Below are 16,140 nucleotides of genomic sequence, written 5' to 3'. Positions count from 1 at the left end.
ATAGCATTTCTAATTCCATTATCATAAAAATACCAACGACTGCTCTTGGTTACCTCCTTACGCAAATTTTTTGAAAAACCTTCTACTTTGAAAAGTATGAATACTTTGGTTAATAAATCGAGGTACCGTTCTACTGTATTTTTGACATCTGTAGTTGATTACCCAGTTCTTGTAGCGAAACTTCTTTACCAATTTGAAAAGCTATCAAACGCAACAAATCATAAATTTTATTAGAATTCTTAATACCATCAAAAGTCAATATGTCTTTCAATAAATATGAATTTACCATTTCACGTAAATACTTCTGCTTATCGTAAGTAATATCCAAATGTTCTAATTCAGGATAGGCACCGTAAACCAAACGTAATTCTAATTTTTCAGTGGTTTGTTTGTAGTTTTCATAATTAGCTAATTCCAGTTGTGCAAATGGATATAAATACAACGTATTTTTTCTCCCCACCAAAGGTTCACCCAACTGATTACTCAAGTCAAACATACTTGAACCAGTAGCTAAAACCTTAATTCCGTCAATGGAATCGACAATTAACTTTAATATGAAACCAATATCAGGCACGTTTTGTGCTTCATCTATGACTAACAAACTGGTATTTTGTAGCAATCTTTGATAATTCGCTACACTTCTATCTTCTAACAAACGAGCATCAACACTATCTTCTCCATTCAAATGTAAAAACTTGTCTTTGGTTGTTTTTAGATATTGATTAATTAGTTGGGTCTTGCCCACACGTCTTGCTCCTAATAAAATAAGTACTTTATTAGGTTGCAATAACAAATCAATATCGTCAAAAACGGCTCTTTTATAATAATGTGCCATAGCTTTTTATTCTATACTACAACACAAAGGTACTAAAAAAATGTAAATTCAGTCAATAAACTGACGCAATTTATATAAATTCAGTCAATAAACTGACGCAATTTATATAAATTCAGTCAATCACGAAGTCTTATTACGGTAATTTCGCTTCATAAAATGTAGTGCTGAAGCGATAACATCACCCATGGAATGGGCTTTTTTGAAATTTACGTCACGGGTAAATTGGTAAATTTCTTGTTTAAGTTGCTGAAGTTTTTCATTTGATGACAACTCCATTGATTGCATGGCTTTCAATAAATCGTTTAAACGCTCTTCTGAACCAACCATTCTTTTAACCATAACCGAGCGTTCTTCATTTTGATATTGTTCTATTGAATTCGCTTCTAATTTATCACTTACCAATTGACTGAATAAAAAATTCTCTTTGAATAAATGGGGTTTATACAATTTGAAATCGCCTTCATAACATTGTTGGTCAAAATCGATAGCGCGAATTTTAAAAACCAAATGGTCGTAATCATAAATAGGAATCACCACAAAATTATACGAACGCATATCACCCAACAACCCTATCATACAACGTTCATTGAATTTTACAAACTCTTTGGCTATCTGTGCTTTTTCGGATTCCGTACAATTTTTAAGATGATGTTGCAAAAACATATCACCCGGAATACCAACAATATGCTCTTCAATAAGTGTGTCTTTAAAAACCAAATAATTGATGCGATTAGGCGATAATATATCTTCTAGTTCTAAACCGAAGATACGCGAAGCGTCGGCTTTTTTGACATAAAAATGGGTGTAATTATCGTTAAGAATGTTACGAACTTTAACACGGAAAGGCTTTGAATTCCCGAAAGTACAGAAATCTATATGGTCAACATTCAAAAACTGAATCTTACTCTCATCACCATCAGCATGCAATAAAGTATAAATCTTCTTTAAATTATAATCCATTTCAGCCTTTTCATGTTCGTTATAATACACACGAACCCAAAGAGAATCATTTCCTTTGGCATCATATACCACAATCGAACCTTGAAAGCGGAGCAAGTCGTCGTAAAACACATTCGTTTTAGTCAAACGACGGTATTTTTCTAAATAAGTATACAATTCCTCATTGATGGGGTAATACTGTTTTTTAAATAAAGGTTTATCAGAAGACATAATTAAAATATAACATTTTTTTCTACATTGTTATAAGTAAATATACTATTATTTATTACAGAATTCGTCTATATCTTTGCAGAAAAAAGTTATGGATACCCTACAAATTTTTAGTTACACAGGCGTTTTTGTATTTGCTGTTACAGGTGTTTTAAAAGCAAGAACCAAACGTTTTGATATTTTTGGAGCATCAGTACTTGCTTTTTGTATGGCGTATGGTGGTGGTACACTACGCGATTTGCTAATTGGCGTACGACCTGTTAATTGGGTACACGATAACGTAGCAATTTTCATTGTATTGGGGTCAACAATTATCACTTTTTTCTTCAAATTGAATTCAAGTCTTATCAAAAAATTAATCTTTTGGATAGATGCTTTTGGTATTGGACTATTCACGGTAGTCGGAATACAAGTAACTTTACGAAATGGCATTTCTGATGGTTATGCTTTAATTATGGGAATTATTACGGCAACTTTTGGTGGTTTGTTAAGTGATGTATTATGTAATAAAGTTCCTGCCTTGTTAAAACTCGGTCAATTATATGCTACCGCATGTATTATTGGAGGCGGTTTTTATTTAATTATGGTAAATTATAAAATTCAATCAGAAACCAATATGATTTTAAGTGTCCTAATTACCGCTTCGATTCGTATTTATGCGATTAGAAGAAAATTACAATTGCCGATAATTTAATAAAAGGGCTATTCAAATAAAAATAGCCCTTGAAAAAAATTACTTCATTTGAAGTACACAATCATCTTGCTCTACCATAGAATTTTCTTTCAGTATAACTTTTTGGACTATTCCTTTTTGTGGAGCACAAATTGTGGTTTCCATTTTCATTGCTTCAATAATAAATAACGGTGTATCTTTTTGGACTTCTTCATTTTCGCTAACTAAAATTTTTACTAGTTTGCCTTGTAAAGGTGCTCCAATATCATGGCTTCCAGCTATTTTTACATTTGAAACTTTAGTTGATTGTATTGCATTATCTTTTACAAGTATATTTCTAGTTTGCCCATTAATTTTAAAGAACACTTCTCTAAAACCTTCTTCATTAGGTTCACCCATATAACTGAACTTAATTAGAAGATTTTTTCCTAAGTCTAAATTTACTAAAACTTCTTCATTAGATTGAAGCGGATAATAAAATTGTGGTGTAGGTAATGTTTCTACCAAACCAAAATATTGTCGGAATTTATAAAAATCTTCAAAAACTTTAGGGAACATTATATATGACAATAAATCTTCGGTTGTAAGTGTATCGTCAAATTTTTCTCTAAGTTTTTTTAATTCTATTTCAAAATCAATTGGTTGCAAATGCGCATTTGGTTTATTAGTAAATGGCACTTCATTTTTTAAAATCAATTTCTGAAGTTCTTTAGGAAAACCACCAAACGGTTGACCTAATTCTCCCCTAAATAATTGCTTTACAGATTCAGGAAAAGCTAAGGTTTCTCCTTTTTCCATAACATCTTTTGCTGTTAAATTATTAGATGTCATAAACAAAGCCATATCACCTACTACTTTAGAAGAAGGGGTTACTTTTACAATATCGCCAAATAATTCATTTACGACCACATAATTATTTTTTATAGTTTCGAATTTTTCTTCTAATCCTAAACCACGCGCTTGAGGTAATAAATTAGAATACTGTCCGCCAGAATTTCGTGATCATAAACCTCAGCAGTACCCGCCTTTAACTCGCTTTCAAAAGGATAATAATATTCTCTAACCACTTCAAAATAATTAGAATACTCATTTAATTTTTTTAAATCGATAGGACATTCTCGTTCCGTTCCTTGAAGCATAGCTACTATCGAATTAAAGTTAGGTTGCGAAGTTAGTCCGCTCATAGAAGCTAATGCCACATCAACCACATCGACTCCTGCTTCAATAGCTTTTAAGTACGTTGTTGATTGTATAGAAGAGGTGTCGTGCGTATGTAAATGAATAGGAATGGAAATATGTTTCTTTAATTCCTTTATCAAAACCTCAGCCGCATAAGGCTTTAATAAACCTGCCATATCTTTAATAGCCAACATATGTGCACCTGCTTTTTCTAAAGCAATAGCAAGATCAACATAATATTGCAGATTAAATTTAGATCGTTTTGGATTTAAAATATCACCTGTATAACAAATACAAGCTTCTGCAAGTGCATTCGTTTTTTCACGAACCACTTTTATACTATGAGTCATGCCTTCAATCCAGTTTAATGAATCGAAAATTCGGAATACGTCAATTCCATTTTCGGCACTTTTTATAATAAATTGCTCAATTACATTATCAGGGTAAGCAGCATAACCTACGGCATTACTTCCTCTAAAAAGCATTTGGAGTAAAACATTTGGCACTGCTTTGCGAATCATACGTAAACGTTCCCAAGGATCTTCGTGAAGAAAACGCATCGTAACATCAAAGGTAGCTCCTCCCCAAACTTCAAGCGAAAACAATTCAGGGAAATTTTTACCTATACCTTCCGCAACTTTCATAATATCATTATTACGCAAACGCGTGGCTAATAAAGATTGATGCGCATCACGCAATGTAGTATCAGTATAAAATATTTGCTTTTCGTTTTTGATAAATTCAATGAATTTATCTCTCCCTAATTCTGTTAATATATCTTTGGTTCCTTTAGGATATTCAACAGAATCAACTTTTGGTACAATGGGTTTTCTAAAAACTTTCGTTTTATCAACATATTTCACATCAGGGTGGCCATTTACTCTTAATTCTGCTAAATATTTTAAAAGCTTTGTTCCTCTATCTTTTGAATAACCGTATCTAGGGAATCAATAAACTAGGATTATCCTGAATAAAGTTTACCGTAGTTTCTCCGTTTCTAAACGTTTCATTAGACATTACATTTATAAGAAACGGAATATTTGTTTTTACACCCCTTATTCTAAACTCTTCTAAAGTACGACGTAATCTATCTGAAGCGCCTTTTAAAGTTCTTCCACTTGAAGATACTTTGACTAACATTGAATCGAAAAAAGGCGAAACTTTTACTCCGGGATAACAACTTCCTTCATCTAAACGAATTCCATATCCTCCTGCATTACGATAAGCAATAATAGTTCCGTAATCTGGTTTAAAATCATTTTCTGGATCTTCGGTAGTAATTCGGCATTGTATTGCCCAACCATTACATTTTATATCTTCTTGTTTGTGGATAAAAATTTGACTATGGGTTAAAGGGTGTCCAGCCGCTATAATAATTTGAGAACGTACTATATCTATACCTGTAATTTCTTCTGTAATAGTATGTTCTACTTGAATTCTAGGGTTAACTTCAATAAAATAAATATTTTCTTCTTTATCAACCAAAAACTCAACAGTCCCTGCATTGCTGTAATTTACGTGTTTAGCAATTCTAGTAGCATAATCAAATAATTTCTCTTTTGTTTCAGGTTTTAAAATAGAAGGGGCAACTTCTATAACTTTTTGAAATCGTCTTTGTACGGAACAATCCCTTTCATACAAATGCACTATATTTCCATAATTGTCACCTAAAATTTGAACTTCGATATGTTTAGGGTTTTCAACAAATTTTTCAATAAACATCGTATCATCGCCAAAAGCTTTTTTTGCTTCACTTTTAGCATTAACAAATGCCATTTGCATTTTCTCTGCATCGTGAACCACACGCATTCCTCTTCCACCACCACCTGCAGCCGCTTTTAGCATTACTGGATAACCTATAGCTTGTGCTTCGTGTAATGCATCTTCAATAGTTACTAAATCTTTTTTAGAATCCTGAATTAAAGGTACTCCTATTTCTCTCGCAACTTTTTTTGCCGCTACCTTATCACCTAATTGCAGCATTGCTTCTACCCTTGGCCCTACAAAAATGATTCCTTCTTCTTGACAACGTCTAGCAAAATCTACATTTTCAGATAAAAAGCCATAACCGGGATGTATTGCATCTACTTGATTTTCTTTGGCAACTTTGATAATTTCTTCAATGTCTAAGTAAGGTTTTAAAGGCTCTGATTCGTCGCCTATTTGAAAACTTTGGTCGGCTTTGTAGCGGTGTAATGAATAACGGTCTTCAAAAGTATAAACGGCTACGGTGCTAATTTTTAATTCGGTTGCTGCTCTAAATACACGAATAGCAATTTCTCCACGATTAGCTACTAGTAGCTTCGTAATAGTTGTAATTTTCATTTTGTTATATTGTTGTAGTTAAAACGTAAATATATAATTTTTTATTATGCACGCATAATAAAAAATATTAAAATAACATTTCTTCTAACCAATCAATATACTCATAACAAATAAATTATATGGTAGTAATACAATATCTAATTAATCTTGTACAATAAACTCCTTAGGGTCTTCTTTTTTATATTCGGGTTGGATATTAATGTGATTTATCCCAAATTTTTGAAAAAGTACACTTTCTATTTGGTGAAGTAAATCGTTAAATTCACTCATTCTAATATCTTCTGCACAATCTAAATGAGCTTCTAAATGCAATTCTTCTTCATTCAAATACCATACATGTATATGATGTAACTTACCTACACACGGAATTTTATGTACTTCTCTTACTATTGTTTTAATATCTATTTCTTCTGGTGTAAAGAGCATCAACATTTTAGTAGAAGATTTTAATAAATCGATACCCACATAAATCAAATAGATAGATATTAACAAAGTCATTACACTATCTACCCAAAACCATCCATAGAATTTCATCAGTAAGCCACCAACCAAAACCGCAACCGACGCCATCATATCGGTCAACAAATGCAGATAAGCCGATTTCATATTCAAATTATGTTCTGCATCTTTTTGTAATAAAAGTACCGAAAGTCCATTCGCAACAATACCTAAAAGTGCTAACCAAATTACCAAATTAGATTGAATGGGCTCAGGATGAAAAAATCGTTTGATAGCTTCAAAGCCTAAGATAACGGCAACAATTAACAAAGTCATCGCATTGACAAAAGCCGAAATTAGCTCGGCACGTTTGTAACCAAAAGTTTGGTCTATCGATGCTTTTCTTCTGGATAATTTATGCGCCACCAAACTAAAAACAAGTGACAATACATCCGAAAAATTATGCAACGCATCTGATATTAATGCTAAACTTCCTGATAACAAGCCTCCAATTGCTTGAGCAATAGTAATTAACATATTTAAGAAAATAGAAAAAACTAAATTCTTACCTTTTACTTCGTGTTTATGAATGTGGACATCACGGTGGGAGTTCGACATAAATTACAATTTTATTGACAAAAAAAGTCACTTCTCCATTTAGAAGAAATGACATTAAAAGAATTATTATTAAAAAATTACTTACAAGCTATCTTCTTTACTCTATTAGCGTGTCTTCCTCCTTCAAATGGTGTATCTAAAAAAGCTTCCACCATAGCAACTGCTTGAGGAATTGAAGTGTAACGTGCTGGAATACTAATCACATTCGCATCGTTATGTTGACGCGCCAATTCTGCAATTTCTACAGTCCAACATAAAGCACAACGAATATCTTGGTGTTTATTAGCCGTCATAGCAATTCCGTTACCACTTCCACAAATTACAATACCAAAATCAGCTTTTTTACTTTCCACATCATAAGCAACTGGATGTCCAAAATCAGGATAATCCACACTATCAAAAGCGTCTGTGCCATGATTGATTACCGTATGGCCGTTGTTTTCTAAATATTGTACAATAGCATTTTTATAATCAGGACCTGCGTGGTCGTTTCCAATTGAAATAATCATAATAATTAAACGTTGTTTTGTATACTACAAAAATAAATAATAATACATTATTTATACATTACTCTTTAGCTATTTTAGTAAAAGGTAACTATATTACATTTTGTAATTCTTGATATAAATAAGGTTTTTATACACATATCTTGTATCATTACAATAATCTTCTAATAATCAAATACTTACATAGTTATTAACAAAGTAGTTAATAACGTAAAATCTTATTTTTCAATGATTTATAAATTTAAAAAGACAGCGTTTTTTAGGTTGTTAACAAACCAAAAAACAGTCTTGATTTTCAAGGGTTTGTCGTCTAATAAAAATTGTTAATAAGTATTAAGAGAAAAATAAAACTTTTTTTGGAGGATATTGTTTTTTTTACAATTGAAAATTGTTTCTGATTACGCAAGAAAAGTTTTAGCAACTTTTAGAAAAAATATCCAATGCTTTTTTATAGTTATTAACAACAATTAACAATCTAAGTTTTTAAAAAAAAGAACCAAAACACAAAAACAAACAATTGTTAATAACCTACACCAAATAACTAAAAAACAATACATTAATCATTTAATAAACTGTTAATATCGTTGTATAACTTCATAAAACTCAATTATCAAAATATAAATTAAAAAGTTTTAAGCCTTATTAACATCCTATCATAATCATCAAATTTTATTTTTTTAAAAATCTTCTTTTTTATTTTTTTAGTTATTGTTAAAAACTTTAATTTTTTGAAAAAGATAAATAGATGTATTTTTTTCAAATGTTAGTTTTATATTAAAACTTGTAACTTATAACTTGTAACTTATAACTATTTTGTACTTTTCAGCGATATTTAAAAATTAAAGATGAGTAAAAAGCCTAGAAGATTTAGTAAAGGAGTAAAAGACTTTTCGGGAAAAATTTTGAAAATACTTTCTAAAGAACCTAATAAGCCGTTTAATTACAAGCAAATTGCAGCTCGTTTAGATGTAGATGATACTAAAAGTAGAAATGAAATTATAAAAGATTTAAAAATTTTAGCTTCTAAAAAACAAATTCTTGAAATAGAACCCGGTAAATATATTGTAAAAGCACAGAGTCAGGATTACTATGAAGGGATTATTGATATGACTACCCGTAAAACGGCTTATTTGTTATGTGAAGATTTTGAGGAAGATGTGTTTATTCCTTTTGCCAATTTGAATCATGCTTTACATGGGGATAAGGTAAAAGTGTATGTGTACAACCGTCGTAGTGGAAAACGTCCAGAAGCTGAAGTGATTGAAGTAGTGGAACGTGAACGCATGGAATTTGTTGGTGTTATTGATGTTCAAAAGAACTTCGCATTTGTAACTACTGCCAATCCAAAGATGTACACCGATATTTTTATTCCAAAAGAAAAAATGGGAGAAGCTAAAAACGGTGATGTTGTTTTAGTAAAAATTGAAGATTGGCCTAAAAAAGCCGATTCTCCTTTTGGAACGGTGGTAAAAGTATTGGGGCGTCCTCGGTGAACATGATACCGAAATTCACGCCATTCTTGCAGAATATGGTTTGCCTTATGATTTCCCAGTAGAAGTGGAAGCCTATGCTAAAAAGTTGGATACTTCCATTCAACCCGATGAAATTGCGAAGCGTCGTGATATGCGTAACGTATTGACTTTCACGATTGACCCGAAGGATGCCAAAGATTTTGACGATGCGCTTTCTTTCCAAGTTTTAGAAAATGGAAATTATGAAATTGGCGTGCACATTGCCGATGTATCGCATTATGTGCAGGAAGGAACTATCCTTGATGATGAAGCTTTCAAACGCGCTACTTCAGTATATTTGGTTGACCGTGTAGTACCTATGTTGCCAGAAGTCTTGAGTAACTTCGCATGTTCGTTACGTCCGCATGAAGAAAAATATACGTTTTCAGCTGTATTTGAAATCAATGCAAAAGCACAAGTGGTAAACCAATGGTTTGGTCGTACGGTTATTTATTCTGACCAACGTTTTGCTTATGAAGAAGCACAACATATCATTGAGACCAAAGGAAATAGCATTCCAGCTGAAATTTCATTGTCTGGAGAGGAGTATATTGTTAAAAATGAAATTGTTGAAGCTACTTTAAAATTAGATGAATTGGCTAAAATTTTAAGAAGAAACCGTATGAATAATGGTGCGATTTCTTTTGATAAAGTGGAAGTTAAATTCAAATTAGATGAAAATGATGAACCTGTTGGTGTATATTTTAAAATAGCTAAAGATGCTAATCATCTGATTGAAGAATTCATGTTGTTAGCTAACAGAAAAGTGGCTGAATTCATTGGGAAACAAAAGAAAACTTTTGTGTATCGTATTCACGATGAACCAGATGAAAACAAGTTAATGAACTTACAAGGTGTCATTTCTAAGTTTGGTTATTCGTTAAATTTCAAATCAAAAGATACGATTTCTAAATCCTTGAATAGTTTATTAGAAAATGTTGTAGGGAAAAAAGAGCAAAATATGGTGGATACTTTAGCTATCCGAACCATGAGTAAAGCCAAATATTCTACCGACAATATTGGACATTACGGATTAGCTTTCGATTATTATTCGCATTTTACTTCGCCTATTCGTCGTTATCCTGATGTTATGGTACACCGTTTGCTACAACAGTATTTGGATGGCGCTAAAAGTGCCGATGAAGAAGCCTATGAAGAAAAATGTGTGCATTCATCCAATATGGAAAATAGTGCTTCAAATGCCGAACGCGATTCTATCAAATACATGCAAGTGAAATACATGCAAGACCACAAAGATCAAGAGTTTTTAGGTGTTATTTCTGGAGTAACTGAATGGGGGATTTATGTAGAAATTGTTGAAAACAAATGTGAAGGTATGATTCGCATTCGTGAAATAAAAGAAGACTATTATACGTTTGATGAAAAGCAATATGCTTTGGTTGGTCAAATAACTAAAGATTTATTGCAGTTAGGTGATGAAGTTTGGGTAAAAGTGAAGAATGCTGACTTAGTGAAAAAACAATTGGATTATCATTTTATTAGAAGAAATTAATAGCTTATTCAGTGTTCAGTAGCAGTTTTGAATTGAAGAATGAAGTTAATTTTCAAATAGTACAAAATTTTAAATGTTAATGAATTTTATAAAAAGAATATTTCTGTTTTTAACTTATTAGCATTTCTATTTTTTCTGTTTATAATTTTTATAAATCCAGAAGGAAAAGTAGGTGGATGTGGTAAAGGATTTATTTTTTTAGGAAAAATAATTTTTGGTTTTCTTGCCTTGGGTTTGATTGCTTTTGACTTAGTCTTAAAAGCAATCATTAAATCAAGAAGTAAATTAAATGTTGTTGAGTTAATCATTTTTCTATTGTTTACCTTATTGATTTTTATATAATTATGAAAGAACATGTAATAGCCTTTTCCTTATTTGCTGTAAGTTTGATGAGCGCACAAACCAGCAAATCATTAGGAACCATTTCTAAAGTAACTGGATTTGACCAAATTGAAATTCATTTGGTTCCTTCCAATGAAAATAAAATTGAATTAACAGGAACAAATTCCGAAGCCGTGGAATTGGTTAATAAAGACGGCGAATTGAAAGTTCGTATGCCTTTTGGACAAATGCTAAAAGGGAATGATATTAAGGCCACTATTTATTTTAAAGACCTAAAAGCAGTAGAAGCTAATGAAGGAAGTTTTATAAGTAGTGAAGTTAATTTAAAAACATCCATCTTTGATATTATAGCTAAAGAAGGAGGTAAAGTAGATTTAATACTAGAAACTTCTAAAATCAACATTAAAACCTCTAGTGGGGCTGTCGTTAAATTAGCTGGAAAAACACAAAATATAGATGCCGTTTCTACAGCAGGTGGAATTTTAAATGCTATTAATTGCGAAACACAACAAGCTACAGTAACAGTAAATGCTGGTGGTCAAATAGATATAAAAGCTTATGATATAGTGGATGCTAAGGCACGAGCTGGTGGGAGCATTATGATATATGGAAAACCTAAACAAGTAAATCAAAAAACTATTTTCGGAGGAAATATTATAATACGTAAAGACAAAAATTAATGTAAGTATATTGATTAATAGATCTTTTAAAATAAAATATTCTTAAAATCACTAAAAATTAGATTTTTTGAGAATATAGAATTAAATTGCCAATTCATTCTAGCAGTTAATTTATGTTGCAATATATTTTAAGCAATGGAATTCCTTTAGGTATTTTCTTGAGCTTTATGATAGGACCTGTTTTTTTTTGTACTATTAGAAACCAGTATAACAAAAGGCTTTAGAGCTGCTTTGTTTTTTGATTTAGGGGTCGTTCTTGGAGATATTTTCTTTATAGGTTTAGCTTATCTAGGCAGTTATCGTTTAATTCAAAGTTTAAAAGATGATCCAGCCTTATTCATATTTGGAGGTATTGTTATGTTGGCTTATGGTATCATTTCCTATGCCAAATTATATAAAGCTAGTAAAAGCATCGAAGAAGATGAAGAAGTAGTTGATTTAATTAAAAAAAATTACTTTAGCTTATTTATCAAAGGTTTTCTTTTAAACTTTATTAATATTGGCGTATTAGGATTTTGGTTATTAATTATCATTACTTTTGGTCCTCGTTTGCAAATGGATAGTTCAAATGTTTTTTGGTTTTTTACTACTGTTATAGTTTCCTATTTAAGTACTGATATTTGTAAAATATTAGCAGCAAAACAATTGCGTTCTAAACTTACTCCAATTAATATCATAAAAATAAAAAAAGTGAGTGCTATATTGTTAATCATTTTTGGAGCCATATTATTAGCCCAAGGTTGGTTTCCTTCTGATAAACAGTTTGTAAAAGATACGATAGAAAAAATAGAAAAAGAGTAATGGTAACATTACTCTTTTTTTGTATAATCAATATTCAAAATACTTATTATATTTTTGGTAATTTCATGCCAAATAAATAACCCCTTAATCTAAATAAACTAATATGAAAAAATTTTTACTTCTAATTCTTTTACCCTTTGTTCTTTATGGTCAAAATGATTCTATTACTACTTCTAAACCCAATTTTTCTTTAATAGGTTTAAATAAATTGAATATTGTGTATAAAGGTATTCCTAATCCAATTTCTATTCAGGTAAAAGATTCAAAACCTTTTAAGATTAAAGGAGAGGCATTATTTCAATCTGTTGATGGTAACTATACCCTTCAACCAAAAAATGGCAAGGAAACCAAAGTATTTGTGGAAATAAACACTTCTGATAGTACAAAAGTAATTGAAGAACATATTTTACGAGTAAAAGATTTGCCTTTAGCCGCTTTATTAGTTAATCAAAAGGGATGTATTAATAGTGATTGTGTTTTAGAAATTCCTACTAAAGAATTATTAAATGCTGAAATTACCTTTAAATTGATTGACTTTTTATTGGATTATAACATTACTGTTACAGGATTTCGCTTGCATTTGACTAATATAGCAGGTGAATTTTTAGACAGTTTTGAAGTTAAAGGGAATAAAATACCAGCAGAAGTTTATGAAGCGATATTAAATAAGGATAAAGGGACATTAATTCAAATTCATAAAATTACCTTTTTATCAGATTTAAATTTAGCTATTTCTAAGACTCCTATGATAAAAATTAAAAAAGTTTAATTTTTTGTATGCTTATAACGTTCTATTATTTAGGTATTTATATTATAATATATATTTTTTTAGAACAAGAGACTAAAAGTAGTTTGCAAATATAAAAAACTGTCTTATATTTGCACTCGCAATACGGAAGTAATGCGAGATATACTGGAGAAATGGCAGAGTGGTCGAATGCGGCAGTCTTGAAAACTGTTGACTGTAACAGGTCCGGGGGTTCGAATCCCTCTTTCTCCGCAAGCTAAATAGGTTAAAAGGTCTGATTTTTCAGACCTTTTTTATGCTCAAAATGTATTGATTAATACCACGAATACACGAATATTAGTTTATAAATTATTCGTGTATTCGTGGTTTTTTATTTACAATAGGGTTGACTTTAGATTTGAAGTATAAAAAAAACCTCCCAATTTCTTGGAAGGTTTTGAGGCATCGCCCGGATTCGAACCGGGGTAGACGGTTTTGCAGACCGGTGCCTAGCCGCTCGGCCACGACGCCATTGCGATTGCAAATATAGTGAAAAGTTTAAATTTTAAAAGGATTCAAACCAAAAGTTTATCTTTTTTTTGTCAATAAAATAGTAACTTCTTGAACATCACCGCCTATAGGAGGGTTAATTTTTGCTACTTCCACCGTAACTTTTTCCACTAATTCTAGTTCATTTAACGTTCTGTCGATAATTCTTTGAGCTACATGCTCCAATAATTCCGATCGAATAGCCATTTCTTCTACTACAATCTTGTTTAAATGAACATAATCTACCGTATCTCCTAGCCTATCGGTTTGTGCTGATAAAGTCAAATCAGCTTCAATTTCTAAATCCACTCGGTATTGACTCCCTATTTTACTCTCTTCAATTAAACAACCATGATTCGAAAATGTACGGATGTTCTTTAATTTTATGATTCCCATTACTTTTTTTAAGTTTAGGAGTTTATATTTAAACGATAACATCAGTCTACTAAACCTACTAAACATCTAAACTTATAAACTCTTTTTTCTATCTTTGTCAAAAGTATAAAAATTAAGATGTCAAATACTGAAAAATCACTGAATTTTATAGAACAAATCATTGAAGAAGACTTGAAAAATGGTTTGTCTAACGATAAATTACGTTTTCGTTTTCCACCGGAACCCAATGGCTATTTACATGTAGGCCATGCTAGTGCTATCTGTTTAAATTTTGGTTTAGGATTAGATTATAAGGCACCAGTTAATCTTCGTTTTGACGATACAAATCCTTCTAAAGAAGAGCAAGAATATGTAGATGCTATTAAGCGTGATGTAGAGTGGCTTGGTTTTCAATGGAATAAGGAATGTTATGCTTCGGATTATTTTCAACAATTATATGATTGGGCTGTCGTTTTAATTAAAAATGGTAAGGCTTATGTTGATAACTTGTCATCTGAAGAAATGGCAAAGCAAAAAGGTACACCAACACAGCCAGGTGTAAATAGTCCTAATCGAGATCGTTCCGTAGCAGAAAATTTAGATTTATTCAACCGTATGAAAAACGGTGAATTCCCTAATGGTTCTTATGTTTTGCGTGCTAAAATTGACATGGCATCACCTAATATGTTGATGCGTGATCCTTTGATGTATCGTATTATGCACGAGCATCATCATCGTACTGGTAATCAATGGTGTATCTATCCTATGTATGACTGGGCACATGGTGAAAGTGACTATATGGAACAAATTTCACACTCGTTCTGTACCTTAGAATTCTTGCCTCATAGAGAATTATATGATTGGTTTTTAGATAACATTTATGATAGTTCAAAAACACGTCCAAAACAACGTGAATTTGCTCGCAGAAACTTGTCACATACGGTAGTTTCTAAACGTAAATTATTGCAACTAGTTCAAGAAGGGCATGTTACAGGTTGGGATGACCCACGTATGAGTACCATTTCAGGTATGCGTCGTCGTGGTTATACACCAGCTTCAATCCGTAATTTTGCTAAGACTATCGGTATTGCTAAACGTACCAATTTAATTGATGTTTCTTTATTAGAATTCTGTGTTCGTGAGGATTTGAATAAGACAGCTCCTCGTGTTATGGCGGTTTTAGATCCTGTTAAATTGGTCATTACCAACTATCCAGAAGGACAAGAAGAGTGGTTAGAAGCTGAAAATAATCCAGAAGAAGAAGTAATGACTTTCAGAAAAGTACCTTTTTCTAAAGTATTATATATTGAAAGAGAAGACTTTAAAGAAGAAGCAGATAAGAAATTTTTCCGTTTAAAATTAGATGGTGAAGTACGTTTAAAGAATGCTTATATTATTAAAGCTGAATCAGTTGTAAAAGATGAAGCGGGTAATATCATAGAAATTCATGCTACTTATGATGAAGATTCACGCTCAGGTAGTGGTACTGAAGCTTCTAAGCGTAAAGTAAAGGGTACGATTCATTGGGTTTCTGCTAATCATGCTATTGAGGCAGAAGTTCGTATTTATGACCGTTTATTTACGCATGAAAATCCTGATGGAAACAAAGAGGTTGATTTTAAAGAATTTATCAATCCTAATTCACTTTCGATTATTAAAGGTTATTTAGAACCAAGTTTAGCAACTGTTAAAGACTTAGAACATTTCCAATTTCAACGTTTAGGTTATTTTTGTGTTGACAAGGAATCCACTTCTGATAAATTAGTTTTCAACAAAACAGTTGGACTGAGAGATACTTGGGCTAAAGTTGAAAGTAAAGATGAATAATTTTTGGAATACCTAAAATAATAAAAGCATCTCTAAAGGATGCTTTTATTATTATTACTTATTATTAAAAA

The 16,140-nt window shown here is 31.4% G+C and carries 9 protein-coding genes, 2 tRNA genes and 4 pseudogenes; 7 read left to right on the top strand and 8 right to left on the bottom strand.

Features of this window, described 5'->3' with window-relative positions:
* Nucleotides 1-50: 50 nt before the first annotated feature.
* Together JJC05_RS17110 and JJC05_RS08680 are read right to left on the bottom strand one after the other, a co-directional pair.
* A pseudogene (locus JJC05_RS17110) lies at nt 51-835 on the bottom strand (ATP-binding protein); the annotation flags it as partial.
* Nucleotides 836-955: 120 nt separating this feature from the next.
* Complete coding sequence (locus JJC05_RS08680; protein ID WP_127823394.1) at nt 956-2,005, bottom strand: hypothetical protein; 1,050 nt, start codon at nt 2,003-2,005, stop codon at nt 956-958.
* Nucleotides 2,006-2,081: 76 nt separating this feature from the next.
* On the opposite strand from JJC05_RS08680, the gene JJC05_RS08675 reads away from it, so the two are divergent.
* A complete protein-coding gene (locus JJC05_RS08675; protein ID WP_235877227.1) occupies nt 2,082-2,699 on the top strand; it encodes a trimeric intracellular cation channel family protein in 618 nt (205 codons plus the stop codon).
* A gap of 39 nt (nt 2,700-2,738) precedes the next feature.
* Here JJC05_RS08675 and JJC05_RS08670 read toward each other — a convergent pair.
* The 3 genes and pseudogenes from JJC05_RS08670 to rpiB all read right to left on the bottom strand — a co-directional run bounded on the left by JJC05_RS08670 (nt 2,739) and on the right by rpiB (nt 7,747).
* A pseudogene (locus tag JJC05_RS08670) lies at nt 2,739-6,182 on the bottom strand (pyruvate carboxylase).
* A 141-nt stretch (nt 6,183-6,323) separates the two neighbouring features.
* Nucleotides 6,324-7,238, bottom strand: a complete 915-nt coding sequence (locus JJC05_RS08665) for a cation diffusion facilitator family transporter (RefSeq protein ID WP_235877226.1) — start codon at nt 7,236-7,238, stop codon at nt 6,324-6,326.
* A gap of 77 nt (nt 7,239-7,315) precedes the next feature.
* Nucleotides 7,316-7,747, bottom strand: coding sequence for a ribose 5-phosphate isomerase B (gene rpiB, locus JJC05_RS08660; protein ID WP_105195355.1), 432 nt, complete (start codon nt 7,745-7,747; stop codon nt 7,316-7,318).
* An 842-nt stretch (nt 7,748-8,589) separates the two neighbouring features.
* Here rpiB and rnr point away from each other — a divergent pair.
* Nucleotides 8,590-10,768: pseudogene (gene rnr, locus JJC05_RS08655) on the top strand (ribonuclease R).
* Between the two features lie 86 nt (nt 10,769-10,854).
* Here the strand turns inward: rnr and JJC05_RS08650 are convergent.
* On the bottom strand, nt 10,855-11,076 hold the full coding sequence (locus JJC05_RS08650; RefSeq protein WP_235877225.1) for a hypothetical protein: 222 nt from the start codon (nt 11,074-11,076) through the stop codon (nt 10,855-10,857).
* A 36-nt stretch (nt 11,077-11,112) separates the two neighbouring features.
* Here JJC05_RS08650 and JJC05_RS08645 point away from each other — a divergent pair, with 36 nt between their 5' ends.
* From JJC05_RS08645 to JJC05_RS08630, 4 genes and pseudogenes are all read left to right on the top strand, one after another.
* On the top strand, nt 11,113-11,790 hold the full coding sequence (locus JJC05_RS08645) for a head GIN domain-containing protein (RefSeq protein WP_088392368.1): 678 nt from the start codon (nt 11,113-11,115) through the stop codon (nt 11,788-11,790).
* 113 nt (nt 11,791-11,903) lie between these two features.
* A pseudogene (locus tag JJC05_RS08640) lies at nt 11,904-12,591 on the top strand (LysE family translocator).
* Between the two features lie 103 nt (nt 12,592-12,694).
* The gene (locus JJC05_RS08635; protein ID WP_127823399.1) at nt 12,695-13,360 is read left to right on the top strand and encodes a GldM family protein; all 666 of its coding nucleotides are present in this window, start codon (nt 12,695-12,697) and stop codon (nt 13,358-13,360) included.
* A 146-nt stretch (nt 13,361-13,506) separates the two neighbouring features.
* Nucleotides 13,507-13,591 (top strand) — tRNA-Ser (locus JJC05_RS08630).
* A gap of 187 nt (nt 13,592-13,778) precedes the next feature.
* Here the strand turns inward: JJC05_RS08630 and JJC05_RS08625 are convergent.
* Nucleotides 13,779-13,849, bottom strand: a tRNA-Cys gene (locus JJC05_RS08625).
* A 57-nt stretch (nt 13,850-13,906) separates the two neighbouring features.
* A complete protein-coding gene (folB, locus tag JJC05_RS08620; RefSeq protein WP_088392362.1) occupies nt 13,907-14,263 on the bottom strand; it encodes a dihydroneopterin aldolase in 357 nt (118 codons plus the stop codon).
* A gap of 117 nt (nt 14,264-14,380) precedes the next feature.
* Here folB and JJC05_RS08615 point away from each other — a divergent pair, with 117 nt between their 5' ends.
* Complete coding sequence (locus tag JJC05_RS08615; RefSeq protein ID WP_088392360.1) at nt 14,381-16,069, top strand: glutamine--tRNA ligase/YqeY domain fusion protein; 1,689 nt, start codon at nt 14,381-14,383, stop codon at nt 16,067-16,069.
* Nucleotides 16,070-16,140: the final 71 nt, after the last annotated feature.

The organism is Flavobacterium davisii (genome assembly GCF_019565505.1).
Lineage (GTDB): Bacteria > Bacteroidota > Bacteroidia > Flavobacteriales > Flavobacteriaceae > Flavobacterium > Flavobacterium davisii.
Note: the sequence above shows the minus strand (reverse complement) of the source record. Positions and strands in the feature narration are given on the sequence as shown.

Coding starts and splice junctions, on each gene's coding strand:
- JJC05_RS08680 (WP_127823394.1), bottom strand. CDS start 2,005: ATGTCTTCTGATAAACCTTTATTTAAAAAACAGTATTACCCCATCAAT.
- JJC05_RS08665 (WP_235877226.1), bottom strand. CDS start 7,238: ATGTCGAACTCCCACCGTGATGTCCACATTCATAAACACGAAGTAAAA.
- rpiB (WP_105195355.1), bottom strand. CDS start 7,747: ATGATTATTTCAATTGGAAACGACCACGCAGGTCCTGATTATAAAAAT.
- JJC05_RS08650 (WP_235877225.1), bottom strand. CDS start 11,076: ATGATTAACTCAACAACATTTAATTTACTTCTTGATTTAATGATTGCT.
- JJC05_RS08645 (WP_088392368.1), top strand. CDS start 11,113: ATGAAAGAACATGTAATAGCCTTTTCCTTATTTGCTGTAAGTTTGATG.
- JJC05_RS08635 (WP_127823399.1), top strand. CDS start 12,695: ATGAAAAAATTTTTACTTCTAATTCTTTTACCCTTTGTTCTTTATGGT.
- folB (WP_088392362.1), bottom strand. CDS start 14,263: ATGGGAATCATAAAATTAAAGAACATCCGTACATTTTCGAATCATGGT.
- JJC05_RS08615 (WP_088392360.1), top strand. CDS start 14,381: ATGTCAAATACTGAAAAATCACTGAATTTTATAGAACAAATCATTGAA.